At 42.2% G+C, this 23,109-nt stretch carries 23 protein-coding genes; 12 read left to right on the top strand and 11 right to left on the bottom strand.

The annotated features are described in order from the left end of the window. The first annotated feature begins 184 nt into the window (after positions 1–184). The gene (locus GQY27_RS05035; RefSeq protein ID WP_160032421.1) at positions 185–1,483 is read left to right on the top strand and encodes an NCS2 family permease; all 1,299 of its coding nucleotides are present in this window, start codon (positions 185–187) and stop codon (positions 1,481–1,483) included. Between the two features lie 304 nt (positions 1,484–1,787). Continuing rightward, a complete protein-coding gene (locus tag GQY27_RS05030; protein ID WP_160032515.1) occupies positions 1,788–3,476 on the top strand; it encodes a cellulase family glycosylhydrolase in 1,689 nt (562 codons plus the stop codon). Between the two features lie 115 nt (positions 3,477–3,591). Here GQY27_RS05030 and GQY27_RS05025 read toward each other — a convergent pair whose 3' ends face one another. Further along, on the bottom strand, positions 3,592–4,302 hold the full coding sequence (locus GQY27_RS05025) for a serine/threonine protein kinase (protein WP_160032420.1): 711 nt from the start codon (positions 4,300–4,302) through the stop codon (positions 3,592–3,594). Between the two features lie 153 nt (positions 4,303–4,455). On the opposite strand from GQY27_RS05025, the gene GQY27_RS05020 reads away from it, so the two are divergent. Next, the gene (locus GQY27_RS05020; protein ID WP_160032514.1) at positions 4,456–5,376 is read left to right on the top strand and encodes a PD-(D/E)XK nuclease family protein; all 921 of its coding nucleotides are present in this window, start codon (positions 4,456–4,458) and stop codon (positions 5,374–5,376) included. A 5-nt stretch (positions 5,377–5,381) separates the two neighbouring features. After that, complete coding sequence (locus GQY27_RS21890; RefSeq protein ID WP_268893013.1) at positions 5,382–5,507, top strand: hypothetical protein; 126 nt, start codon at positions 5,382–5,384, stop codon at positions 5,505–5,507. Positions 5,508–5,574: 67 nt separating this feature from the next. On the opposite strand, the gene GQY27_RS05015 is transcribed toward GQY27_RS21890, so the two are convergent. From GQY27_RS05015 to GQY27_RS05005, 3 genes are all read right to left on the bottom strand, one after another. Continuing rightward, on the bottom strand, positions 5,575–5,802 hold the full coding sequence (locus GQY27_RS05015) for a hypothetical protein (protein ID WP_160032513.1): 228 nt from the start codon (positions 5,800–5,802) through the stop codon (positions 5,575–5,577). 194 nt (positions 5,803–5,996) lie between these two features. Further along, positions 5,997–7,226, bottom strand: a complete 1,230-nt coding sequence (locus GQY27_RS05010; protein ID WP_160032419.1) for an aminopeptidase — start codon at positions 7,224–7,226, stop codon at positions 5,997–5,999. A 68-nt stretch (positions 7,227–7,294) separates the two neighbouring features. Then, positions 7,295–7,837, bottom strand: coding sequence for a DUF6199 family natural product biosynthesis protein (locus tag GQY27_RS05005; protein ID WP_160032418.1), 543 nt, complete (start codon positions 7,835–7,837; stop codon positions 7,295–7,297). Between the two features lie 128 nt (positions 7,838–7,965). Here GQY27_RS05005 and GQY27_RS05000 point away from each other — a divergent pair, with 128 nt between their 5' ends. The 5 genes from GQY27_RS05000 (at position 7,966) to GQY27_RS04980 (ending at position 13,462) form a co-directional block, all read left to right on the top strand. Further along, entirely contained in the window at positions 7,966–8,643 is a 678-nt protein-coding gene (locus GQY27_RS05000; protein ID WP_160032417.1) for a hypothetical protein, read from the top strand. Positions 8,644–8,899: 256 nt separating this feature from the next. Further along, positions 8,900–9,361, top strand: a complete 462-nt coding sequence (locus GQY27_RS04995; RefSeq protein ID WP_160032416.1) for an AraC family transcriptional regulator — start codon at positions 8,900–8,902, stop codon at positions 9,359–9,361. A 190-nt stretch (positions 9,362–9,551) separates the two neighbouring features. Further along, positions 9,552–10,241, top strand: a complete 690-nt coding sequence (locus tag GQY27_RS04990) for a hypothetical protein (RefSeq protein ID WP_160032415.1) — start codon at positions 9,552–9,554, stop codon at positions 10,239–10,241. 459 nt (positions 10,242–10,700) lie between these two features. After that, positions 10,701–11,471, top strand: a complete 771-nt coding sequence (locus GQY27_RS04985; protein ID WP_160032414.1) for an alpha/beta hydrolase — start codon at positions 10,701–10,703, stop codon at positions 11,469–11,471. Positions 11,472–11,575: 104 nt separating this feature from the next. Beyond that, complete coding sequence (locus tag GQY27_RS04980) at positions 11,576–13,462, top strand: beta-L-arabinofuranosidase domain-containing protein (protein ID WP_160032413.1); 1,887 nt, start codon at positions 11,576–11,578, stop codon at positions 13,460–13,462. 318 nt (positions 13,463–13,780) lie between these two features. Here the strand turns inward: GQY27_RS04980 and GQY27_RS04975 are convergent, their stop codons facing one another. Next, positions 13,781–14,704 carry a proline dehydrogenase family protein gene (locus tag GQY27_RS04975; protein ID WP_160032412.1) on the bottom strand — a complete coding sequence of 308 codons (924 nt, stop codon included), beginning with the start codon at positions 14,702–14,704 and terminating at the stop codon, positions 13,781–13,783. 161 nt (positions 14,705–14,865) lie between these two features. Between GQY27_RS04975 and pruA the strand changes: the two genes are divergently transcribed. Continuing rightward, positions 14,866–16,413, top strand: coding sequence for an L-glutamate gamma-semialdehyde dehydrogenase (gene pruA, locus GQY27_RS04970; protein ID WP_160032411.1), 1,548 nt, complete (start codon positions 14,866–14,868; stop codon positions 16,411–16,413). Positions 16,414–16,526: 113 nt separating this feature from the next. On the opposite strand, the gene GQY27_RS04965 is transcribed toward pruA, so the two are convergent. After that, positions 16,527–17,948 (bottom strand): aspartate ammonia-lyase, encoded by a 1,422-nt coding sequence (locus GQY27_RS04965; RefSeq protein WP_160032410.1) that lies wholly within the window; start codon positions 17,946–17,948, stop codon positions 16,527–16,529. Between the two features lie 440 nt (positions 17,949–18,388). On the opposite strand from GQY27_RS04965, the gene GQY27_RS04960 reads away from it, so the two are divergent. Together GQY27_RS04960 and GQY27_RS04955 are read left to right on the top strand one after the other, a co-directional pair. Further along, positions 18,389–19,111, top strand: a complete 723-nt coding sequence (locus GQY27_RS04960; RefSeq protein ID WP_160032409.1) for a YwaF family protein — start codon at positions 18,389–18,391, stop codon at positions 19,109–19,111. Continuing rightward, on the top strand, positions 19,095–19,790 hold the full coding sequence (locus tag GQY27_RS04955; RefSeq protein WP_236570482.1) for a hypothetical protein: 696 nt from the start codon (positions 19,095–19,097) through the stop codon (positions 19,788–19,790). The genes GQY27_RS04960 and GQY27_RS04955 overlap by 17 nt, the downstream gene beginning before the upstream one ends. A gap of 38 nt (positions 19,791–19,828) precedes the next feature. Here the strand turns inward: GQY27_RS04955 and GQY27_RS04950 are convergent, their stop codons facing one another. The 5 genes from GQY27_RS04950 to GQY27_RS21475 form a co-directional block, all read right to left on the bottom strand. Next, positions 19,829–20,620: an SDR family oxidoreductase gene (locus GQY27_RS04950; protein WP_160032408.1), complete on the bottom strand. Its 792-nt coding sequence runs from the start codon at positions 20,618–20,620 to the stop codon at positions 19,829–19,831. Between the two features lie 198 nt (positions 20,621–20,818). Further along, positions 20,819–21,094: a YqkE family protein gene (locus GQY27_RS04945; RefSeq protein ID WP_160032407.1), complete on the bottom strand. Its 276-nt coding sequence runs from the start codon at positions 21,092–21,094 to the stop codon at positions 20,819–20,821. A gap of 465 nt (positions 21,095–21,559) precedes the next feature. Continuing rightward, complete coding sequence (locus tag GQY27_RS04940; protein WP_160032406.1) at positions 21,560–22,216, bottom strand: peptidylprolyl isomerase; 657 nt, start codon at positions 22,214–22,216, stop codon at positions 21,560–21,562. Positions 22,217–22,439: 223 nt separating this feature from the next. After that, the gene (locus GQY27_RS04935; RefSeq protein WP_160032405.1) at positions 22,440–22,853 is read right to left on the bottom strand and encodes a hypothetical protein; all 414 of its coding nucleotides are present in this window, start codon (positions 22,851–22,853) and stop codon (positions 22,440–22,442) included. Between the two features lie 42 nt (positions 22,854–22,895). After that, complete coding sequence (locus GQY27_RS21475; protein WP_201450680.1) at positions 22,896–23,057, bottom strand: hypothetical protein; 162 nt, start codon at positions 23,055–23,057, stop codon at positions 22,896–22,898. Positions 23,058–23,109 lie beyond the last annotated feature (52 nt).

Below are 23,109 nucleotides of genomic sequence, written 5' to 3'. Positions count from 1 at the left end.
TTTTACAAAGTGTAGACAGGATAAAGGAATAAATAATCAATACAATAATGATTTACACTTCAGTCATTCGTAACTTACATCCTACTTACGAATATAGGAGCCTATATTTTCTCATCCTATATGAAGAATTAGGATTTTTTGCTTTGATTCGAATGATAATACAAGTCATGGAGGCACAGCTTCAATGGAAAAATGGTTTAAATTAAAAGAACGAGGAACGACCATCCCGACGGAGATCATTGCGGGGCTCACGACCTTCTTTACAATGGTTTACATCGTCATTGTGAATCCGGGTATGCTCAGCAGTACGGGAATGGATTTTAATGGTGTATTCATTGCAACCGTGCTTGCGAGTATCATTGGTACACTCATTATGGGTCTTGGTGCGAATTATCCGATTGTCATTGCTCCGGGAATGGGACTTAACGCGTTTTTTGCATATAGTGTCGTAGCGGGTTATGGAGTCTCTTGGCAGGTAGCGCTTGGTGCCGTATTCATTGCCGGTTTGCTATTTATTATTCTGTCACTTACTTCGTTTAGGTATATGCTGCTGGATGCCATACCGGCGAGCCTGAAACATGCTATCACGGCAGGGATCGGACTTTTTATTACGACAGTTGGACTTCAAAACGCAGGTATTATTGTTGCCTCCGAGTCGAATCTGATTGCACTAGGTAATTTATCAGATCCAATGACCATGCTTACGATTATTGGACTACTCATTACTGTGGTGCTTATGTCATATAACGTAAAAGGGTACTTATTCATTGGAATGGTGGTTACGGCCATTATTGCTTGGTTTATGGGATTGCTTCAGATGCCGGAATCCATTGTATCTATGCCAACAGGGCTGTCATCAACCGCATTCCAACTTGATATCGCAGGTGTGTTCTCCAGTGGACTTTACACCGTTATCTTTACTTTCTTACTGATTACTCTGTTTGACACAACAGGCACTATGCTTGGGGTAGCAGAGAAGGCAGGCCTTATCAAAGACGGTAAATTTCCGCGTTCACGCGGCGCACTTCTAGCGGATGCCGTAGGTACAACATCAGGAGCTTTGCTCGGTACAAGCCCAACATCAGCTTATATTGAATCGAGCACAGGGGTAGCAGCAGGCGGCCGTACGGGTCTAACTGCAGTCGTGGTAAGTATCCTGCTTGCACTGACCTTGTTCTTCTCACCGCTGATCGGTGTATTATCCGGCATTTCTGCAATTACCGCTCCGGCGCTTATTATTGTAGGTTACTTTATGATTAATGCAATCAGTCAGGTTAAATGGTCTGATGTGGAAGAAGCATTCCCGGCATTTCTCATCATTATTCTCACTCCGCTTACACACAGTATTGCAACAGGGATCGGCGTAGGATTTATTTTCTACCCTCTGCTCAAACTGCTGCGCGGAAAAGGGAAAGATGTACATCCAATCTTCTATGTTTTTGCAATTTTGTTCTTCATTCAGCTCGTGTTCCTCGAACACTAGAACTTTGGAGATTCCCTTATTAAAATAGAAAATAGAGATATGCAAACCCTTAGAGTACGTAATGAAAATTACGATGTTCTAAGGGTTTTGTTTTAGTTAATTCAGCTTAATTGAATACATCACTGAATTAATATCTTTAAGCAACGGAAGGTATCGTAAGTTTTATTTCACTAATTAACATATGAAATGGTCGCCAATTCACAGGGTAGTGAAGAAAACAGGGATATGGTATTCTTTTTGGTAAACGCTTCCAAAATAGGTGTGAATAAAGGAGATGTATTAAGTGAATCAAAAATGGAAATCGATGCTCACGTTTTCTCTGGTTTTTGCACTCATGTTCTCCCTGTTTTCTACTACCTTTCTTCCTGCCAAGGCACAAGCAGCAAAGGGGAACAAGTCTAAGCTTCAGTCGTACGTAAACGATATGCAGCCTGGATGGAACCTTGGAAACTCCCTGGATGCCGTAGGTGCAGATGAGACGGCTTGGGGCAATCCGCGCATCACGAAAGAATTAATTCAGAATATTGCAGATGAGGGATATAAAAGTATTCGGATTCCAGTCACCTGGGACTCCCATATCGGAGCAGCACCAGACTATACCATTGAACCTGCTTATCTGAACCGTGTTCAGGAAGTGGTCCAGTGGGCTCTTGATGAAGGGTTGTATGTCATGATTAACGTACACCACGATTCGTGGGTCTGGATCAGCCAGATGGAGAAAAAACATGATGAAGTCCTTGCCAGATACAACGCCATTTGGACACAAATTGCCGATCACTTCAAGAATCAGTCAAACAAATTGATGTTTGAAAGTGTGAATGAACCTCGCTTTACGGACGGCGGAACAACGGATGAAGCCAAACAGTTAGATTTGCTCAAAGAGCTGAATTTATCTTTTCATAAAATAGTCCGTGAGTCTGGCGGGATCAACGCTGCTCGTCCACTCGTATTATCTACACTTGAAGCATCTCCATCACAAGAACGTATGGATGATCTTTATCGTACCATTACCACATTGAACGATGAGAACATTATCGCAACCGTTCATTACTATGGCTTCTGGCCGTTTAGTGTGAACATTGCCGGTTATACTCGTTTTGAAAAAGATACAAAAAATGATATTGATCAAACTTTCAATAACGTCTACAACATCTTTGTTGCCAAAGGTATACCGGTAATCTTAGGTGAGTACGGGCTGCTTGGTTTTGACCAAAGTACCAATACGATTGAACAAGGTGAAAAACTGAAGTTCTTTGAATACCTTACGCATGTTCTAAACGAAAAAAATATTACCCATATGCTGTGGGATAACGGACAGCACTTTAGCAGAACGGAATACAAATGGTCTGATCAGGACCTTTTTGACATGATGAAAGCAGGACGGAAGACACGCTCGGCTACCGCTGAGACGGATCTTATTTTTGTGGAAAAAGGCACAGCTGGACAGGATCAGCAGATCCAACTGAACTTAAACGGCAATCGGTTAACGAAACTGAGTGTGAATGGAAAGAACCTGAAAAAAGAGAAAGAGTATGACCTTTCTGGCGAGAAACTTACCATTAAAGCAGCGAAATTAGCAGAACTGACAGCTTCAGGCGAGTATGGAGTGAATGCTGTAATTACTGCGGAATTCAACAAAGGTGCAGACTGGAAGTTCCGTGTGATCACAAACAGTAAACCTGAGCTGCAGAATGCACAGGGAACAACGAGTGATTTTGTCATTCCAACTACTTTTAACGGAGATCTGCTTGCTACGATGGAAGCTGTCTATACAGATGGAAGCAATGCAGGTCCACAGAACTGGACTTCCTATAAGGAGTTCGAATATACATTCAGCCCTTCCTATGAAGATAGGAAAATCACACTGAAACCAGCTTTCTTTAATGAAGTAAACGACGGAGAAGTGATTCTGAAGTTCCATTTCTGGAGTGGAGAGGTTATCTCTTATAAAATCAAAAAGAGCGGAACAAGTATTACAGGGACGGTAATGTAACAATAAATACGCAGTAAGTGGGACAATAAAGAGGGTCACACCGGCTAGGGCCGGGTGATCCTCTTTTGTTCTCTGCGTACCTAAGCTTCAGGAGTCGAAAAGGACACAAAAATTATTATTTACGTGACAGTTTATCGTATAAACGAGTTACCCGTGCAGCGAAATCTTCTAGATTCATGGAAGCTTTATTTCGGCGATGGTACCACTTTTTCACGGTATCGATTACCCAGCGCGGGACCTTAACTTGGTTAAACCGTGGATACACATGGTAATAGGCCCATACCAGATGGTCCCACCGCTGGTCATCTCCTTCTTTTACATATTCAGATACATCGAGCACTTTGGCGTGTCCATTCTGATTCAGTACATTTTTTAGGTGGATGTCCCTTGGGTTAAGCCCTACACTAATCGCATACTCGCGGGCTTCTTTTACATCCAGAATGACCTGTTCGGGAACGGGGAGCCCTGCCATAAGACAATCTTCAAGTGTAGGTCCTTCTTCCATACTGAGCACAAGATAACGATTCCCTTCTCCATAACAGACAGCAAAAAAGGGAGAACCGGCAAGCCGGTCGTAGACTGATTTTTCAATCGTCTTCTTCTCCATCGCTTCAGGAGAATATATTTTAAATGCAAAATGTGGATATTGTTCGGTCGTAAATACAGCTGCGTCGGTTCCAATGCCAATACATTGTACGCCGTTAGCTTGATTTGTGATGCTTACAAGTTCATTATCATCGCTGCCGATGATATCTACCTGACTCAAGAGAGCATCGATTTGCTCTAGATCGGGTAGTTCCAAGTGGTGATTCGGGTAACGCTCCATGTACGTGACAACCCCTTCATATTTCGAGCCCTGTTCTGTTTAGTAACGGTGTAAACAGGAGTAGGCCGCCGTAGGTTTCTCTTACTATTCTATGATAAAATACAATACATCAAAGCGATGACAGATTGCAAAGAAAGGCAGAAGATACATATGATAACAACGTATCCTCCTTGGTCATACTCTGGTTCTAGAGCCGCTATATTTGATGATTGTCTTCGTAAATATTATTACCATTATTACGGTTCTCATAATGGATGGAAATTAGAAACGGCAGATCCAGATCAAATTCAGACCTACCGTTTAAAACAGCTCAGTAATCTCTATCTCGTATTTGGGAATCTGGCTCATCAGATGTGCGAGTCTGTGATTCGCAGCTGGGATAAGGAAAGAAAGGTTCCGGAGTCTTCTTTTTTACACCAAAAGATGAGAGAACTGCTTAACCAGGCGTACAAAGAATCGCAAGATGTGACTGGCTGGCATCTTCGTCCTAAATATCAAACCATGTTATCCGAAATTTATTATGATGAAGATGAGAAGCTGAAAGATCGGATTTCTTCTATTAAGTCCCGTATGCAGACGGTCGTTGACAAGCTGTATCATACGAGAACGTGGAAAGAAGTAGAGAGCGGCGCAGCCCATATTATGGAGATCGAGAAATGGGATCATATGATAATGCATGATACGAGGGTGTACGTGAAGATGGACGTACTGTACCGAAATGAGCAGGGACATATTGTCATTGTAGACTGGAAGACGGGTAAAGAGAATGATTTTACAGATCAGTTATATCTCTATGCGCTTTATGTTCATGAGCACTATAATGTTCCGTACGAACACATTGAGATGCGAGTCGAATATCTGCTTACAGGCGAGTGTGAAACCTATCAGGCTACGCAGCAGGATATTGATAAAGTATCTGCATCGACCTTACGATCTATTGAAGAGATGAAATCCTGTCTTGCTGATGATTATTATAATCGTCCTAAAGACATCTCTTTCTTTACACCGATGCCGTCAAGAAGAGTATGCGGAGAATGTAATTTTCGTGAAATTTGCAGCTCGCGGGCGGTGTAACTGCGATGCCTCATCGTCTAGATCGTAAGCAGGGAATGCAGATTAAATCTAATACAATGGGAGAAGAGGAACTTTGTGCTTCCAAGACACACATGTCATCGGTAAAACAGGGGGTTATAACGATTGAATAATGGAAATAAATAGAATATTTTTGCGTAGAACTTTACGAGAGCAATCTCTTTTTTTCTTTAAGCATTATTAAGTTGAAGATGCATTAGTGATTGCTTTGTCTACTGGTGTATATTCATAACCTAAATCTCTTGCTACTGCTTCGTAAATAACTTGTCCTTGGAAGACATGAAGTCCGGCACGTAATGCAGGGTCAAGCTTCAACACTTCCAGTACTCCGCGGTCTGCGAGCCTCAGTGCATAAGGTAAAGTCGCGTTGGTAAGACCAAGGGTAGAAGTACGAGGTGACGAAGGCAGGGCTCTCCAAAGTGTAGATCATATACTTTATTTTGGATAGCGAAAGAGTCTAAGAACGATTCCGATTCCTTACCATATAAAATATTATCCTTCAAATTGTTAAATATAAATTTCGGATGTTAAATCAAAAGAAGAGGTTGCCTAAATCACCATACGGTGAATAGGGACAACCTCTTCTGCATTATATGCGTGAATTAAAACGCCCAGTTTCCTTTTTTAAATACAGGTTCTTCTGTTCCATCCGCAGTAACACCATAGATATCAAGTTCGGCAGAGCCGATCATGAAGTCGGTGTGTACCGTACTCGTGTTCAGACCATGCTCATTCAGCTGCTCAGGAGTCATTTCGGTTCCACCTTCGATACATGCAGAATAGGCACTTCCAATCGCGAGATGGCAACTTGCATTCTCATCAAACAGAGTTTTGTAGAAAAGAACACCGCTGTCTGAGATCGGAGAATGGTGCGGTACAAGGGCAACTTCACCCAGATAATGAGCGCCTTCATCCATGTTAACGAGACCTTTCAGCGTTTCTTCGCCTTTTTCAGCCGTTACATCAACGACACGTCCATTCTCAAACGTAAATGTAAAGTTGTCGATGATGTTCCCGCTGTAGCTGAGCGGCTTCGTGCTGGAGACTTTTCCGTTCACACCTGTACGCAGCGGAGCAGAATAGACTTCTTCTGTCGGCAGGTTCGGTACGAACCAGACGCCTTTTTCATTTTCCTTATTCCCGCCAAGCCAGATATGGTTCTCTGGAAGTTCCATCGTAAGATCTGTACCTGGGGCAACGTAGCGAAGTTTTTTATATTGTTTTTGGTTCAGGTAATTACTTTTTTCTTTGAGTGTTGCGATATGTTTCTCCCAAGCACCAACCGGATCAGGCTGATCGGCACGCACCATTTGGAAAATAACGTCCCACAGCTTCGCAATTTGCTGATCTTCCGGCAAGTCCGGGAAGACTTTAGCAGCCCATCCCTTAGAAGGAGCAGCCCCAAGGGACCAGCTTACCTTAAAGGATTGAGTCAATTGACGAAAACGTGTCAGTGCAGTGCTGAGTGTTCTGTTCGCGTTAATGATTTTTTGAGAAGATACACCTGCGAGCAGATCAGGATCATCGGACTTAATTGTAATAAAAGCAGCACCATTCTCTGCTTGTTCGATGCGTTCTGCTGCGGTATGTTTTGGTACATCCAGGAAAGATTCCTCAGATGCCATATCATAGTGAATACGGGATACTTCATCGTCTGACCAGTTGACTTTCACTTTGTAGGCACCCGCTTCGTATGCTTTTTTGACAATAGCACGAGCCAGTTCAGGTAACTCAATGGATATGTTCAGGACGACAGTTTGCCCTTTTTGTACATTTACCCCGACTTTCACGAGTAGTTCTGCATAATTATTTAGCTTGGTTTGAAAATCCATATCGGGCCATCTCCTTTTTTTGCGATCCGCTTTAATCATTTCTTCTCTAGTGTACCTCTTATTTCCAATCAGTCAAAATTATTAATGAGATACCAATTTTCTAGATCTTCGCTATCAATGATATATATTTTATCCATATGATTTGGGTGTAACTCAATCCTGCCAGAATTACCGAAAAATACGATTTCTACACTGCTCTGATCTGTGAACATCATTGAACCTGAATTGTTTGAGCCATACACATTACTTGAATTCATAGGTATAAGTTCTGCTTCCTCCATCATATGGACCACTTCGGTTGTTTCTTCTGTTGTCAGGGTTACAGGGGTAACGAAACCAATGGATATTTCTTGAACCTCGCCTGCAGCTAGTTTCTCTTTGAATTGAACTTGCCAATTTCGATCCGCACTTCCTGTAGAACAGCTGGAGATCACCGTAATAAACCCGGCGATTACGAGGACAATGCCGACAATTCGCTCTGTACTTAATACTAACTCACTCGGTTCTGCATCTTTAAATCTCCAACCATAAGATAAATACCAGGCTGAATAAGGAGAGATTGCTGCAACGAGTCCTGAAATGATGAACAAAAATCCAATAAAACCGGTCAAATACTATCACTTCCTATCTTTTTCTTCTACTAAAGTGTATCAATAGCAAACCATCTATCTGTGCATCAATCACATACGGCGTGGGGAGTGCATACATTAGCCTAGAGATAAGCACGAGGAGGATATCCGTGAACCGCATAAAAGCACAGTGGGCCTACAATTTTTATCGATCAGATAAACCGATTCCTTATGAGGAAGTGGAAGACCACGGAGATGCAGTTGATCTGATTGATCTGCCTTCTGATATTCAAAAAGAACTTCTGGCGGTGATGCCGCAATTTTTTATCACGACGCCAGACCCTGAACATATCGAGTATGAAATAGTATCTAGTGAAAGTGAGTTCGTTCTTCCTGTCCTACAGCCGTTAACCGAAATAGAACAGATTAATAAAAGGTTATTTGGAATCAAAGTTCCAGAATTTAAAATTGCAGCATGTAAAAATGCTTTTAAAACCCCATTCGGCAAAGTGAAATTCACGTACCCTTGTTTAAAAAGACGTGACTCTGAACTAACGATCTATGCATATATGAAATTTCCAAATCATCTCGACCAATTTATAATAAATGAATTACAAGGTTGCTTTGACCTCGCTTCTAAAGCAGCAAATGAAGTGGCTGTGGAAGCTTTCCATTCAGGCAAAGGTTCACCGATTGAAAGAGTCATCAAGGCCGTACCTGCAACGATTGAAACGTTTAAATCTACATTTATTCATTGTGTTGTCAATGCGGAATCGTGGAAGATCATAGAAAATGATGTGGTGTACGGCGTTGATTTTGATCATACCCGATTGACCGACTGGTATTAAGACGTCAGGGCACCTCTCACCTGAGGTGCTATAGACTGTATATGGTCTGTAGATAGACTGTAGACACACTAGTTTAGACTAGTTTGTCTGCAGTTTTTTTATTTTACCTAAGTACATATACGGATGTTTTAAGCCATAATAAGCCCCCAAGCTTTTAGAGAATTTATTTCATTCAAAAAAATATAGGAATAAATTTTTATATCATGATAGCATTCGAAGTGCATCTAATAACAGTTGAAAGAGGGGGAAAGAAGGGATGAAGTTTGATATTGAGACGCTGCCAAGTGTTCGCATTGCCTATGTACGACAAATAGGTCCTTATGGTTCTGGTAACATCCGGGTTATGCAAAGATTAAAGGAGTGGGCAAAGGAGGAAAATCTGCTTACTGAATCTGCTGTCCTGTTCGGAATTTCGCAGGATAATCCTGAAACGGTGCCTCCTGAACAATGTCGATATGATGCTTGTATTGTCATCCCCCAAGATTATCAAATGAATAAGATCATTAGTGAGAGTAAGCTGCCTTGTGGTGACTATGCTATTTTTAAGCTAAAACATACAGCAGAAGATATTCAGAAAGCTTGGAATCAAATCTTCCCTGCGATACAGAACGGAGGATATCTTATGGATAACAAACCCGTGATCGAAAGGTACAAGGGTCATATGATCCTAGATGATGATTGTGAAATATGTGTGCCTGTAAAAACCGATATAAATTAAATAATCCACGCTACACAAACCGGGATCAAGATCACAAGATCATATCTTATCTCGGTTTGTTTGCATTTTAGTAAGCAAAAGTGCTTCGATCTTAGAATGGACAGATAACTATATAGAAAATATTGGCTTTGTTTTTGGCTGATAATAAGTTAGTCTTAGCAGGGTAAATTCACCTTGGGAGGAAGATAAGTTGTCAAAGAAATCATACGTTATCGTATTTGTTATACTTTTGGGCGTAGTTACGATGATTTACACAAAGGTATATAAAGATGCGGAAATAAAGCACAATCAAGAGTACAACAAATTGGAACAAATGTATCAAACAAAAAATGACTCCGGTTTCCTATACTTATTAAAGCATCCTGTATCACCACTTCCGCTTGCTAACACCTTGGAAGCATTAAGTAAAACAGAGGAAGACGAGAGGCCTGCTAAAATTCAAGAATTAATAGAAACTGCCAAAACACAAGCCGAAGAAGTTGATGAACAGCTGATGATGTTTGTGAATTTTAGTGATACTTTTTCTGAAAAAGAAGAAGGAGAAATCATAAACCATGCATATTATGAAGATATTGACTTATTTCTCTTAGTAAGTGGTCCGACATGGAACCCAATGTACAGTATAAGTTATCTTTATTGGACATCGAAACCAAAGGTACTAGATGAATATACACGTAAATATTTACTTTCACTGGCGCAAGAGCTGCGATCGCTGGACAAAACATTCACGGAACTGAAAGATAGCTCCAATACTCAATCGTTAATCTTTTCAGACCAGTTGATAGGTGCAAAAATTAAGCTTCTGGATAAGTTAAAGCCGCATCTTATAAAAATAAACCAATTGAATGAATCTTTACTAACGCATTATCAGATTCAATAATCTCTCACTATCGCTGAGAATGTAGATTCGGGTTTTCAGAATATTATAAAAAATCTATGAGATGAGAAATCCATAGATAGGAGATATAGTAACACAGTATTTTACGTGTAATTCAACATCAGAAAGAGTGCTTTTACAAGAATGGGAATAGCAAAGACACTGGATTTTATGTTCAAAATAAAAACACCAAAGTTCATCATTGAACTTTGGTGTTCTTTTGTACATTTATATTTTTTAACTACTCAATCCCTTTGGAGATCGGTTAATAAGAATTTATTTGCCGGACCCTTGTTTTTACCCGTAAATAATGACTATCTTTTGCTGGGTGTACAAACAGTTGAAGACAGGTGGATACCCCTTTTTGAAAGCGCTACAATGAAGGGGCGGAAGAGAATAGGGCACATATGGCTATGTATGGTAAAAAAAGCATACGATTTCGAGTTGAAAGGTGAGATGACAATGATAAAAGCAGCACCTGAGGGTTATGACCAGTATAGAGAAAATATAAATCGCGGGACCATAGAGATGGTTGAATATTCTTCATCAACTGTTGGAAATTCGCGCAAAGCGATGGTGTATACTCCGCCAGGATATTCGCCGGATGGCAAGTATCCTGTTCTGTATCTTTTACATGGTATAGGCGGGGATGAATCTGAGTGGTATAACCATGCCGCTCCACAAGTGATTCTGGATAACTTATACAATGACAATAAGATTGAACCCATGATTGTTGTATTTCCGAATGGTCGTGCAATGCCGAATGACAGAGCAGAGGGAGATATTTTTGATGCAGAAAAAATAAAAGCGTTTGAGACGTTCGAATTCGATTTACTCCATGATTTGATTCCATTTATCGAATCTAATTACTCTGTCGAGACGGGCCGAGAAAACCGTGCGCTTGCAGGTTTATCGATGGGAGGAGGCCAGTCATTAAATATTGGACTCCATCATCTGGATCGATTTGCATGGATCGGGGCTTTTTCTCCCGCACCTAATACCAAAAGTCCTGAAATCCTTGTACCGAACCCAGGGGATACTACATCTCTTCTTCGTTTACTCTGGATCTCTTGCGGCGATCAGGACCATCTTATTTCGAATAGTGAACAAATGCATACTTACTTAAAAGAGAACGATGTTCCTCATATCTGGTATAAAGAACCAGGCGGTCACGACTGGCCGGTATGGAAAAATGATCTCCATCTGTTTTCACAGCTTTTATTTCAACCCTAAAAAATGACTGATTTCGCTTACTGGCTCAGAGGGAGATTATTCAATATTTTCTTAATTCGGCAGTTTTATGAAGACCATTCCGAAAGTACGGGAGGAAGCCTTATATGATCGAGTTAAAAGGGAAAAACGTTCTGATCCACGACGGGGAAATCAAACGTAGAGAGGCTGCAAACCGAGCATATTTGATGAAGCTGGACAGCGACCATCTTCTTTTTAACTACAAGCTGGAAGCGGGCCGTTATACGGGGAGAGACATCCCGAAGGGAGCGCATGGGGGATGGGAAACTCCCGTATGTCAACTCAGAGGCCATTTTCTTGGACACTGGCTGTCGGCTGCGGCAATGCATCATTTCAAGACAGGAGACCCAGAGCTTAAAGCGAAGATCGAAGTCATCATAGAGGAATTAGCCGAATGCCAAAAGGATAATGGTGGGCAGTGGGTAGGTCCGATTCCCGAGAAATATTTGCACTGGATTACGAAGGGGAAAAATGTCTGGGCTCCCCAATATAATCTCCATAAGCTGCTCATGGGTTTAGTAGATGTCTATCAGTATGTAGGGAACGTGAAGGCGCTTGAAATCGCGGATTTGTTCGCAGACTGGTTTGTAGAATGGAGTAAAGGTTTTTCCAGGGAGCAGTTTGACCACATTCTGGATGTGGAAACCGGTGGGATGCTGGAAGTTTGGGCGGATCTCCTGCAGATCACTAGCAAGGATAAATACAAGACACTGCTAGAACGGTATTATCGCAGCAGGCTCTTTCAACCTTTGCTGGAAGGTAAGGACCCTTTGACGAATATGCACGCGAATACGACCATTCCGGAAGTGCTGGGCTCTGCTCGTGCGTATGAAGTTACGGGCGAGAAGAGATGGATGGATATCGTGGAGGCCTATTGGAATTGTGCGGTGACGGAGAGGGGGTATCTGGCCACAGGTGGTCAGACGTCTGGTGAAGTCTGGATACCAAAGATGAAAATGAAGGCTCGTCTAGGGGATAAAAACCAAGAATACTGTACGGTCTATAATATGATTCGCTTAGCTGAGTTTTTGTTCCGTCATTCCGGTAAACCTGCATACGCACAATATATCGAATATAACATTTACAATGGAATTATGGCGCAAGCCTACTTCCAGGAGTATCATCTAAACGGCAATAAGCATCCATATCCTCATACCGGATTGCTTACATATTTTCTGCCAATGAAAGCAGGCTTGCGTAAGGATTGGAGCACGGAGACAGACAGCTTCTTCTGCTGTCATGGAACGATGGTCCAAGCGAATGCAGCATGGAATCGAGGCTTGTATTATCAGGATGGGGACGGCATATATATCTGTCAGTATTTCGACTCTGAAGTCACTGCGGATATGGGAGGAGTTCCTGTGCGGATACAACAACAACAAGACCGTTTGAGTGGAAGCCTGATGAATTCCTCGAATACTTCAGGATATCAGGGAATCAACGAAATTACGGCAAATCACGAAAATATCCCGCCATACCGCAAGTATGATTTTGTTGTACATACAAAAGAGCCGAAATCATTTGCGGTCCATTGCCGAATACCGGATTGGATCATGTCGGAAACATTCGTATATGTTAATGGCGTCCTCCACGGAAAAACCGCTGAAAGTGACCAATTCTATTCTATTCGACGTGACTGGAAAGATGGCGACAAAATCACCTTGATTTTTCCAATTGGGATCCAATTCGTATCATTGCCGGAAGACAAACAGATGGGTGCGTTTCGTTTCGGACCAGAGGTACTGGCTGGTATAGCTGAGGAAGAACGTATTTTGTTTGTCGACAGCGAAGACATCGCATCCGAAATTGAGATGGAGAACGAGCGCGAGTGGGGAAGCTGGAGATTTTTTTTCAAAACGGTCAACCAGGATCCTTCTATTCAACTTAGGAGAATCCGTGACATCGGGTATGAACCTTACCAAATTTATTATAAGGTTAAAAACTCTGACTGGCACCAAAATCGCCGATCCTAAAAGTGGGTAAAAAAGGGGATCAGGCCCAAGAAGTAACACGAGATAAAACTAGCGTTAAATGAATTCTCCATAGCTATGTAAGATTATGATGGAGAGAGCAAGCAAATAGTTCGATGCTTAAAGGCTGCCAAACGGCAGCCTTACCTATTCATCAAAACTCCGTATTTACTTCCTTTGCAAACTTTCAATTCCCTCGTATTTAATCTGCTGTCACCCTTTTGCCACTTCATTATTTATTTTTTCCTTTCAGTCCCACAAAGAAAAGAAATTCTAATCATTCCTTACTTGCTGAGCAACGAAAGGTATAGGTAAATTAATTTACCTTCCCATATTTTTTAGCACCATCATTAAATTGGCCGGCTTTTCTGCGAGCCTCCTGGTGTAATAGGGATACCACATCGTTCCGTAAGGCACATAACATCGCACCCGATAACCTTCCTCTGCTAGTTTCACTTGTTCCTGCATACGAAGTCCATACAGCATTTGAAATTCAAAACGGTCCTTCGGAATATCATGTTCCAGAGCATATTGTTTCGTCCATCTTATGATCTTGTCATCATGAGAAGCGATAGCCGTGTATACATGGTGATCCAGATGCATCTGGATGATTCGTTTGTACTGCCAGAGTACATCCTTTATATTCTGATAGGCAATGGAAGAGGATTCCTTATAAGCTCCTTTTACAAGCCGGAGGGGAATGCATTTATCTATACAATCAGCTGCATCTTGTTCCGAACGGTACAAGTAAGCTTGAATCACAGTGCCTGCATTCGTTAACTGTTCCTTGTGCAGCTTCCATACAATTTCTAAAGTAGCATCCGTATATGGCGAATTCTCCATATCTATCCGGACAAAATTCCGGTAGTATTTTGCTTCCCTAACGACGGCACGGATATGTTCATACCCCATCTCTTTATCTAGAGCGAGACCCATTTGTGTTGGTTTCAAAGATACATTCGCATCTACCCGAGATTCCGCAATTGCCTTGATCAGCCGAATGTATTCATCACGATAGCTTAACGCTTGATCAAGCTGTGTCACTCCTTCCCCTAAATGGTCTAATGTGGCCATGATTCCCTTGCTGTTTAGCATCTTTACTTCTTCAATGGCTCCTTCTAGATCACTTGCGGCAATGAATTTTCTTGCCAAGGACTTGCCGTATTTTAAGGTCAACTTCTCCACCAACGGATTACTGGAGACAGTGAGCAAGGTTTTTCGGTATAGCTCGGTTCCAATTTTCATGGGCTTCATCTCTCCTTCTACGTTTCATATGTATGGGGGAAAGTCAAGATGAATACATATGAAATACAGAACTTTTCTCATTTCATTTACAACAAAGCAGGGAGCTCACTTTCCGGCAAATTGAGAACAAGCCTGACCAGTAATTAGAAGGAGGCACAAATATGCCCGTTCCATTCCAAAATGAACCCTTTACTGACTTTAGTGCTGAAGGAAATCAGACATTATTTAAAAATGCGCTGAGGCTGGTTGAATCCGAACTTGGCAAGCATTACCCGCTGATCATTGGCGGTAAGGAAATCGAGACCACAGCAAAAGCCATCTCCATAAATCCTTCCCAGAAAGATCAGGTGATTGGTAGTTTATCACAGGCGGGTGAAGAGCAGGCAGAGCAAGCGATTGTCACAGCCCAGGCGGTATTTGAACATTGGCGCTATACGACGTTCACGGAGAGGGCGAGATACTTATTCAAAGCAGCAACACTGCTTCGCCGGAGAAAACATGAATTCTCTGCCTGGATGGTGTACGAGGCGGGGAAAACGTGGGGGGAAGCAGATGCAGATACGGCAGAAGCCATCGATTTTATGGAATTCTACGCCAGGGAAGCTCAGCGTCTGGCACAGCCGCAGCCGCTGGTTCATATTGAAGGGGAAGATAATGAGCTGTACTATGTTCCGCTGGGGGTCGGAGTAATCATTCCCCCTTGGAATTTCCCGCTTGCGATTATGGCAGGCATGACCACGGCGGCTATCGTATCGGGCAATACAGTGGTGCTAAAACCAGCCAGTACGACTTCCGTTATTGCCGCAAAATTTGTACAGCTTCTTATCGAAGCAGGGGTACCGAGCGGGGTTGTTAACTTCATACCCGGGGCGGGGAGCGAAATCGGTGACTACCTTGTTGATCATCCGCTGACTCGGTTTATTAGTTTCACAGGCTCCAGAGAAGTGGGACTGCGGATTAATGAACGGGCTGCAAAAACAGCCCCGGGACAGAAATGGATGAAGCGAGTTATTGCCGAAATGGGCGGCAAGGATGCGATTATCGTAGATGAAGGAAGTGATCTCACTGCCGCAGCAGAAGCCATTACTGCCTCTGCATTTGGTTTTGCAGGTCAGAAGTGTTCTGCCTGCTCCCGAGCGATTATTCATGAAAGTGTATATGATGAAGTCCTTACAAAAGTAATCGCCCTAACCCGAAAGTTAAAAGTAGGCAGCCCGCTGCAGCCGGAGACCAATGTTGGACCGGTGATTGATCCGCATGCTTTTCGAAAAATTCAGGACTACATCAAGATCGGAAGAACAGAAGGGGAGATTGTTCTTGGAGGAAAAGCAGAGATTAATGATGGGTATTTCATCGAACCGACGATCATAGCGGGGGTAAGTCCTACTTCGCGTGTATCGCAGGAAGAGATCTTTGGTCCTGTCGTGGCATTTACGAAGGCTTCATCTTTCCAAGAAGCATTGCGGTATGCCAACAATACGGAATATGGACTGACCGGTGCGGTATTCTCCAGAAACCGGACACATCTGGAACAGGCTAGATCTGTCTTTTTTGCAGGTAACTTGTACTTCAACCGAAAATGTACGGGTGCATTAGTAGGCGTTCATCCTTTTGGTGGATTTAATATGTCAGGGACAGACTCTAAAGCAGGCGGACGCGATTACTTACTTTTGTTCACACAAGCCAAACTTGTCTCTGAAAAATACTAAATTCCTAATCTTATCAGAATTGAAAACAAAATTTTACAAAAAACAGAATTAAAAAAGAAGCCGTGCCCTCTAAAGAGGAAACATGGCTTCTTACTAATTCATGCTAGCGTGAGCTATCCCATATGAAGAAAACGTTCACCTGCAATACCTGGTGTCGTCATTTGTTCCGGATGCATAATTTCTTGGAGTTCTTCGATTGTCAGCAGTCCTCGCTCTAGAATAATGGAGGTAATCGTCTGCTTGGTACGAAGTGCTTCTTTCACGATGCCAGCCGCTACATCATACCCAAGATGTGGATTCAGAGCGGTAATCATGGTGAAACTTTGATCCAGCACTCGTTTGATATGGTCACGGTTCGCATCCAGTTCCTTAATGGCAAACCGGTAGAATACATCCATTCCGTTACTCATAATCTTGAGTGATTGTAATAGGTTAAAGGCAATAACGGGACCCATTACGTTAAGTTCAAACTGTCCTGCACCGCAGGCCAGCGCGATCGTATGGTCGTTACCGATGACCTGGAATGAAATCTGGTTCATGACTTCAACCATTACGGGGTTTACTTTCCCTGGCATGATGGAGGAACCTGGTTGTCTTGCCGGAAGCAGAAGTTCTGAGAAACCTGCTCTTGGACCGGAAGCCATAAGCCGAATGTCGTTACAAATCTTGGTCATATTAACGGCACATACTTTGAGTGCGGCAGACATCTCTAGATACGCATCTGTATTCTGTGTAGCATCTACTAGATCTTCCGCGGTATATAAAGGTAAGCCTGTAATTTCACCGAGATGTTCGGTGACTTTTTGGATATACGCCGTTTTTGCATTTAGCCCCGTACCAACAGCCGTAGCTCCCATATTAATAGAAAGAAGTCGTTTGGACGCTTCTTGAAGTCGCTCCATGTCTCTAGAGAGCACTTTCGCATAGGCGCCAAATTCTTGTCCGAGTTTAATCGGAACCGCATCCTGCAGATGCGTTCTTCCTACTTTGACGACATCATCGAATTCTACCTGCTTTTGGACAAACCCTTCATGAAGCTGCTCCATTGTCTGTAAAAGCGTAGTTGCATGACGATAGGCTGCAATCCGCAGGGCTGTAGGAATCGCATCATTGGTAGATTGGGACATATTTACGTGGTTGTTCGGGTTACAGTGAAAATAATCGCCTTTCACTTTAGATAAAAGTTCAAGTCCTCGGTTGGCAAGGACTTCATTCATATTCATATTAATGGAGGTGCCTGCACCACCCTGAATGGAATCAACGATAAACTGATCTAAAAGTTGACCTTGCATGACTTCTTCTGCTGCTTTGATAATCACTTCTCCGATTCTCGGCGGAAGCATTTTCATATCCATGTTAGCCATTGCTGCTGCTTTCTTCACCGCGGCAAGAGCAAATATGAGTTCTTTTTCAATAGGTACTCCGGTAATCGGGAAATTATCTACCGCCCGCATCGTTTGAATGCCATAGTAGGCAGACGCAGGAATACTCAGTTCACCAATAAAATCTCGTTCAATTCTTACCGTTTCAGACACAAACGTTCCCTCCAGTAGGAAGCTATTATGATGTAAAATATAGCTTGCGATAGTTTATTGTAAAATTCCATCTTTTCACCAAGCAATAATAGTATACATCAATCAGACCTAAAGTTGGAAATAAAATGAAAGCGTAGTCTTTTTATCTCTATAAAATATGATATGCAGCAAATCTACCAAAGTGACGAGGATACTAGGGCTGCCTAATTCATAGATATACCTATTTCATAAAACAACAAAAAAAGAACCTAAGAGATTCCAATTAATCAATGATTTGTGTAATATCCCCTTAAGCGAACAAACGAGCGATTTGTTTCGTTATTTCGGTTGGCTCTCAGAAACTTATTTCAAGATACGTAAAAGATCGGGGGAGCAGAGTGTACTTCATCTCACGTGATTCGTCTATAGTTGATCCCTTTCATGCCGGGACGTTTGAGTATATGTCAGGTTCTCATGTTACTGTGCTTCTCATTATTTTAGCGCTGTTTTTATTATTGTTCTTATTTAGGTTTCAGTTACGTCGATCGCTTCTGCTGAAAGAGCTGCTGCGGTGGAGTCTTGCTGCCATATTAATAATATCGCAACTCACGCTCGAAATATGGTATCAAGCTTTTAGGCTTTGGGATATAAAAAATACGTTGCCGCTTGAACTATGCAGTCTTACGCTTATACTATCGATTCTGATGCTGATTACAAAAAGCAGAATCCTGTATATCTTTGTGTTTTATGCGGGAATATGCGGAGCACTCGCAGCCTTGCTCACCCCTAACTTAGCTTATGCTTTTCCGCATTTTCGCTTTTTTCAATTTTTTATCGCCCATGGAGCAATTATTTTGTCTGCTTTTTATATGACGTGGGTTGAAAATAATAAGTTATCCTTCATATCAGTACCCATTGGTTTTGTCATGCTCAATGTGGCGGCCGGTTTCGTGTGGCTGATCAATCAGATGACAGGAGCAAATTATATGTTCCTCTCACATAAACCGGATACGCCATCTATCCTGGATCTGCTGGGTCCCTATCCGTTTTATATCGTAATGGAAGAAATACTAGCGCTTATTCTTTTTCTTATGCTGTATGTACTTTTCTTCTATCTTCCTTGGGGCGCAGTGAACCGGGTAGAGGAGAGCAGGGAGGACGATGTTCATGAAATGGAGCTCTAACGAGCAAGATGGAAATATGGAATGGGGAAAAACAAATAAGGAATACCTCACCTTGTATCCTGTGAGGGGGATTAGACTGAATGCAGGAATTCTCGTACTTTTTTTCCTTAATCTATTCTTAGTGATTCCTGTATTAGGCGTACCGTATCAACCGATATATGCCTATATCCTGTTCCCGCCGCTTGCTGTTATGAATATATGGGCTTTCGCTTTGATGGCTGCCCCGCGTAAGCTTCAGCTGAACTACGTCTTATTCAGAGGTATATTTGGTATCGTCAGTTCACTCGGATTCGTCATTGTAACTCAGAAATTTGCTTACACAGGGCTTGATTTTAAAACACCAATGTACGCTATTGGTTCATTTGCTGCCTACGGTTTTGCATTATACCACTACATCAAGTCTCATCTCAGGAAGTTGAAATCACTGCATAAAAGGATAAAGCAGGAGAGAAGAGTGCCAAGGGTGTCCATAGCCGCATTAACGGGAGCTGGTTATCTGGCTGCGAATCTCTCTCTCATGTTTGTAACGGAAAAAACGGTGACGATTGTACTCATGTGTGTATACACTATGCTTACTTTTGTTATGTTTCATTTCATACTAGAACTGCATCGTTATTACTGGCTCAATAGAAGAACAGCAGGTACAAAAAAACCTCCGATCTCTGCCGATTTGCAGTAGATCCGGAGGATTCGTATAAAGTATTACTAACTTGGAGTTTAACCTCGAAGCAGTGATTCGGCTCCATCTACATAAACTTCCGTACCCGATACGTGAGAGGCTTCATCAGAAGCAAGGAACAATACTAGATTTGCGACTTGTTCCGGTTTACCGGCCTCACCAGCGAGTGGATGTCCGCCCTCAGGATATTCAACAGGAATCTGAACTTCTTCCAAGTCTTCAGAGCGAGTCGTTTTACCGTCAATCTCTGTGTCAATTGCACCGGGGTGAACTGAATTCACTCGAATCTTGTATCTCGCTAGCTCCAGTGCAGCCATCTTCATAAATGCTGCTTGCCCCGCTTTTGTGGAAGCGTAAGCGGAGAAACCGATGTTGGAGAAGACCCGGTTTCCGTTAATCGAACTGTTAATGATAATGCTGCCTCCGTTATCTTTCATATGAGGGATGGCATATTTCACGGTTGCGAATGTTCCGCGCATATTAATACACATCGTTTGATCCCAATCTTCCACTTCCATGGTTTCAATAGGGGCGAGCTTGCCGTTTACTCCAGCATTGGCAAAAACGATGTCTACCTTGCCTCCCGCGAGATCGGCAACTTCCTTCATTGCGCGTTCCACCATTTTGGGCTCAGAAATGTCACATTCGACTACGTCAGCGCGGCCGCCATTTTTCTCGATGATTTGTTTTGTTTCCTCTGCCTTTTCTACCGTCCGGTCCAGCAAAAATACTCGTGCTCCTTCTTTTGCGAATCGAATGGCTGTTGCCTGACCAATACCCGAACCTCCTCCAGTTACGACTGCGAGCTTGTTTTCTAGACGTAGTGTCATTCTCTTTTCCTCCCTTAATCTTAAAATTTATGTGAGTATTGATCTAATGTGTTTTCTTATGTACGGTAAATACCCCCGGTGGAGGATATTTGAATCATAATCAGAATAAATACAAAATCCCTGCATTCTCTTTGTAAAAAAGAGCGTGCAGGGATTTAGGTTTTGCTGCCTATCGATGAATTTACCAACAGGCATGTCTTATTTAAATTTTTGCCATTCCATCGAACTATTCTCGAGCAGGTGTTCAAAATCGTTATCCAGTCGTTTTTGTTCTGCTTTTTTCTTCTCTTCGGCAATACGTTTGGCTTCTTCCTGACGAGCAGCTTCGGCTGCTTTGATCTCGGATGCTTGTGCCTTAAGCTTCCCAAGAACTTCTTCACTAAGCAAATCTTTTAGTGTGGCTGCACTTCCTTCTTGAGCAGAAGACCGCTGTGCAGACTGTGAAGGTCTTGATCCATTCTTTTTCTTCACCATGACGATCCCTCCATTTCGTTCCTGTAAAAAGTATAACAGGAATCGTAACGTGTTGAAACTGATTCTTGGTTGAAAACTACACCCTTTCTTTACGAAAGCATAGTCTAAAAAAGAGAACAGAGGAATAGTTATAAGAAATAATGATAGCGCTTTCTTTAAATTAGTGTAAAATATAGAAACAACAAGAGAAGACAGAGTATACAGCTTATTTTGAATACCGATACTACGACTAATTAAACAGTGAAGGGGTCGTTGATATTGGAAGTAAATAATACACAGCTATTAAAAGGGTTAATGTGGGGAACCATTCTCAGTATACCGCTCTGGATCTCGATAATGGGTTGGGTTCGCATCTTGTTTTAAAAAATATTTGTTTCTCGTGTAACACATACATCACATGGTTAAAAAAAGACCGGCAAGCATAGAGAAGGGGACGAAACCCATTCATGCCTGTCGGTCTTTTCCTTACTGAATCTTTGTCGGTTCTGGATAATCTACACCTAGCGTATCAACGGTTACTTTGGTCATAACCGGAGGATTTTCGGGTCGATTATTTTTACCTCTTTTAAGATTTGCGATTTCATCAACCACATCCATACCTTCAATTATTTTACCAAAACTAGCATAAGTATTATCTAAATGCTCGGAATCCGCTTGTACAATAAAGAACTGAGATCCTGCGGAGTCCAAATCTTCTCCACGAGCCATCGAAATGACGCCACGGGTATGAAGCAGATGGTTCTTCACTCCGTTACTTGTGAATTCACCTTTGATGCTGTAGCCGGGGCCGCCAGAACCCGTACCTTCCGGATCTCCGCCTTGAATCATAAAGTTTGGAATCACACGGTGAAAGATCGTACCATCATAAAATCCGCTGTTAGCAAGCGAGATGAAATTGTTCACTGTATTGCGAGCAACCTCCGGATACAACTCTAGGACGATTTTTTTACCATTATCCAGTTCAATGGTTGCCACCGGGTGCGAAGCATCTGCGTTAGGAACGCCAATGCCTCCGAATTCAAGCTCATCATTTTGCGCTTCATCTTGTCCACAACCCGCTAGTATAAGCAGAAGGGCGGAAACAATAAATAGAAGTTTGAAACTTTTTGATTTGACGAACATACAAGCTCCTCCTTGATTCATGTCGAATAGGATTATCATACCCCAAAACTGGACACACAGGAAAGAACCCTATCTGATTGGAAAGGGTTCTTTTCTCTCATTTTACTATTTTAGGAACAAAACAGTAACCAGATGTAGGATATTCGTTTATACTATTTAAAAGAATCATTTTCATCATACCTTTACATAGTTACCAAGAAACTTTTAGAAACAAGCTCTGGTTTTAGGTTTGATCCGGACTTCCGACTCCATTAATGAGATCGGTTCCATGCATGGCATCAGGATCAGGGGATACGGGATCAACGGGGCTGTCTTTTGCAATTTCATCTGCATCGGGTACAGCCGCAAGATCGGGCTCGGATGAACGAAGAAGCTCTTCATTTGGGTTATTAGCATCTTCTTCCCGAGTGTCATCTGCTGCAGAAATAGGACGCAGATCCTGCATAATTCCTTGCTCAGCTGTCTCTGCATCTGCTGGGTCCGTATCTTCGTCAAGACTAATCGTCTGCTCGGTATACGTATTCACATAATTCAGATCATCTTCTGGTATCGTATCGATACTTTCAGTCTCTTGGTTTAACGTTTTATATCGATCATAAGCAAAATCGGCTTCGTTTGTTTTAGGTCTATTATCCATCAAGAATTCTCCTTTCTGATGCTGATGTTATATCCTGACCTTTTAGAACATAGGGAATACATATTTTACGAGGAAATACAGTAGTCCAAAGAAAATAATGATGTAAGCCGCATACTTGATGAAGGTGGATGCTACTAGACTTGAATCGGATTTTTTCTGAACATCTCTTCGTTCAACCTCTACATTCCGATGTGATTCATTCATTTTCGTCTCCTCCTTATCTTCTCATAACCTATGCTCACAGTTTGTTCTTGCC

It is taken from the genome of Paenibacillus sp. An7 (assembly GCF_009870785.1).
Classification (GTDB): domain Bacteria; phylum Bacillota; class Bacilli; order Paenibacillales; family Paenibacillaceae; genus Paenibacillus.
Note: the sequence above shows the minus strand (reverse complement) of the source record. Positions and strands in the feature narration are given on the sequence as shown.

Bases quoted from the DNA above. Each gene is read 5' to 3' on its own strand.
- GQY27_RS04975 (WP_160032412.1), bottom strand. From the start codon at position 14,704: ATGAAAATTGGAACCGAGCTATACCGAAAAACCTTGCTCACTGTCTCC.
- pruA (WP_160032411.1), top strand. From the start codon at position 14,866: ATGCCCGTTCCATTCCAAAATGAACCCTTTACTGACTTTAGTGCTGAA.
- GQY27_RS21475 (WP_201450680.1), bottom strand. From the start codon at position 23,057: ATGAATGAATCACATCGGAATGTAGAGGTTGAACGAAGAGATGTTCAG.
- GQY27_RS04980 (WP_160032413.1), top strand. From the start codon at position 11,576: ATGATCGAGTTAAAAGGGAAAAACGTTCTGATCCACGACGGGGAAATC.
- GQY27_RS04940 (WP_160032406.1), bottom strand. From the start codon at position 22,216: ATGTTCGTCAAATCAAAAAGTTTCAAACTTCTATTTATTGTTTCCGCC.
- GQY27_RS04945 (WP_160032407.1), bottom strand. From the start codon at position 21,094: ATGGTGAAGAAAAAGAATGGATCAAGACCTTCACAGTCTGCACAGCGG.
- GQY27_RS05035 (WP_160032421.1), top strand. From the start codon at position 185: ATGGAAAAATGGTTTAAATTAAAAGAACGAGGAACGACCATCCCGACG.
- GQY27_RS04960 (WP_160032409.1), top strand. From the start codon at position 18,389: ATGTCAGGTTCTCATGTTACTGTGCTTCTCATTATTTTAGCGCTGTTT.
- GQY27_RS04955 (WP_236570482.1), top strand. From the start codon at position 19,095: ATGAAATGGAGCTCTAACGAGCAAGATGGAAATATGGAATGGGGAAAA.
- GQY27_RS21890 (WP_268893013.1), top strand. From the start codon at position 5,382: ATGCCTCATCGTCTAGATCGTAAGCAGGGAATGCAGATTAAATCTAAT.
- GQY27_RS05010 (WP_160032419.1), bottom strand. From the start codon at position 7,226: ATGGATTTTCAAACCAAGCTAAATAATTATGCAGAACTACTCGTGAAA.
- GQY27_RS05025 (WP_160032420.1), bottom strand. From the start codon at position 4,302: ATGGAGCGTTACCCGAATCACCACTTGGAACTACCCGATCTAGAGCAA.
- GQY27_RS04995 (WP_160032416.1), top strand. From the start codon at position 8,900: ATGAAGTTTGATATTGAGACGCTGCCAAGTGTTCGCATTGCCTATGTA.
- GQY27_RS04935 (WP_160032405.1), bottom strand. From the start codon at position 22,853: ATGGATAATAGACCTAAAACAAACGAAGCCGATTTTGCTTATGATCGA.
- GQY27_RS04950 (WP_160032408.1), bottom strand. From the start codon at position 20,620: ATGACACTACGTCTAGAAAACAAGCTCGCAGTCGTAACTGGAGGAGGT.
- GQY27_RS04985 (WP_160032414.1), top strand. From the start codon at position 10,701: ATGATAAAAGCAGCACCTGAGGGTTATGACCAGTATAGAGAAAATATA.
- GQY27_RS05030 (WP_160032515.1), top strand. From the start codon at position 1,788: ATGCTCACGTTTTCTCTGGTTTTTGCACTCATGTTCTCCCTGTTTTCT.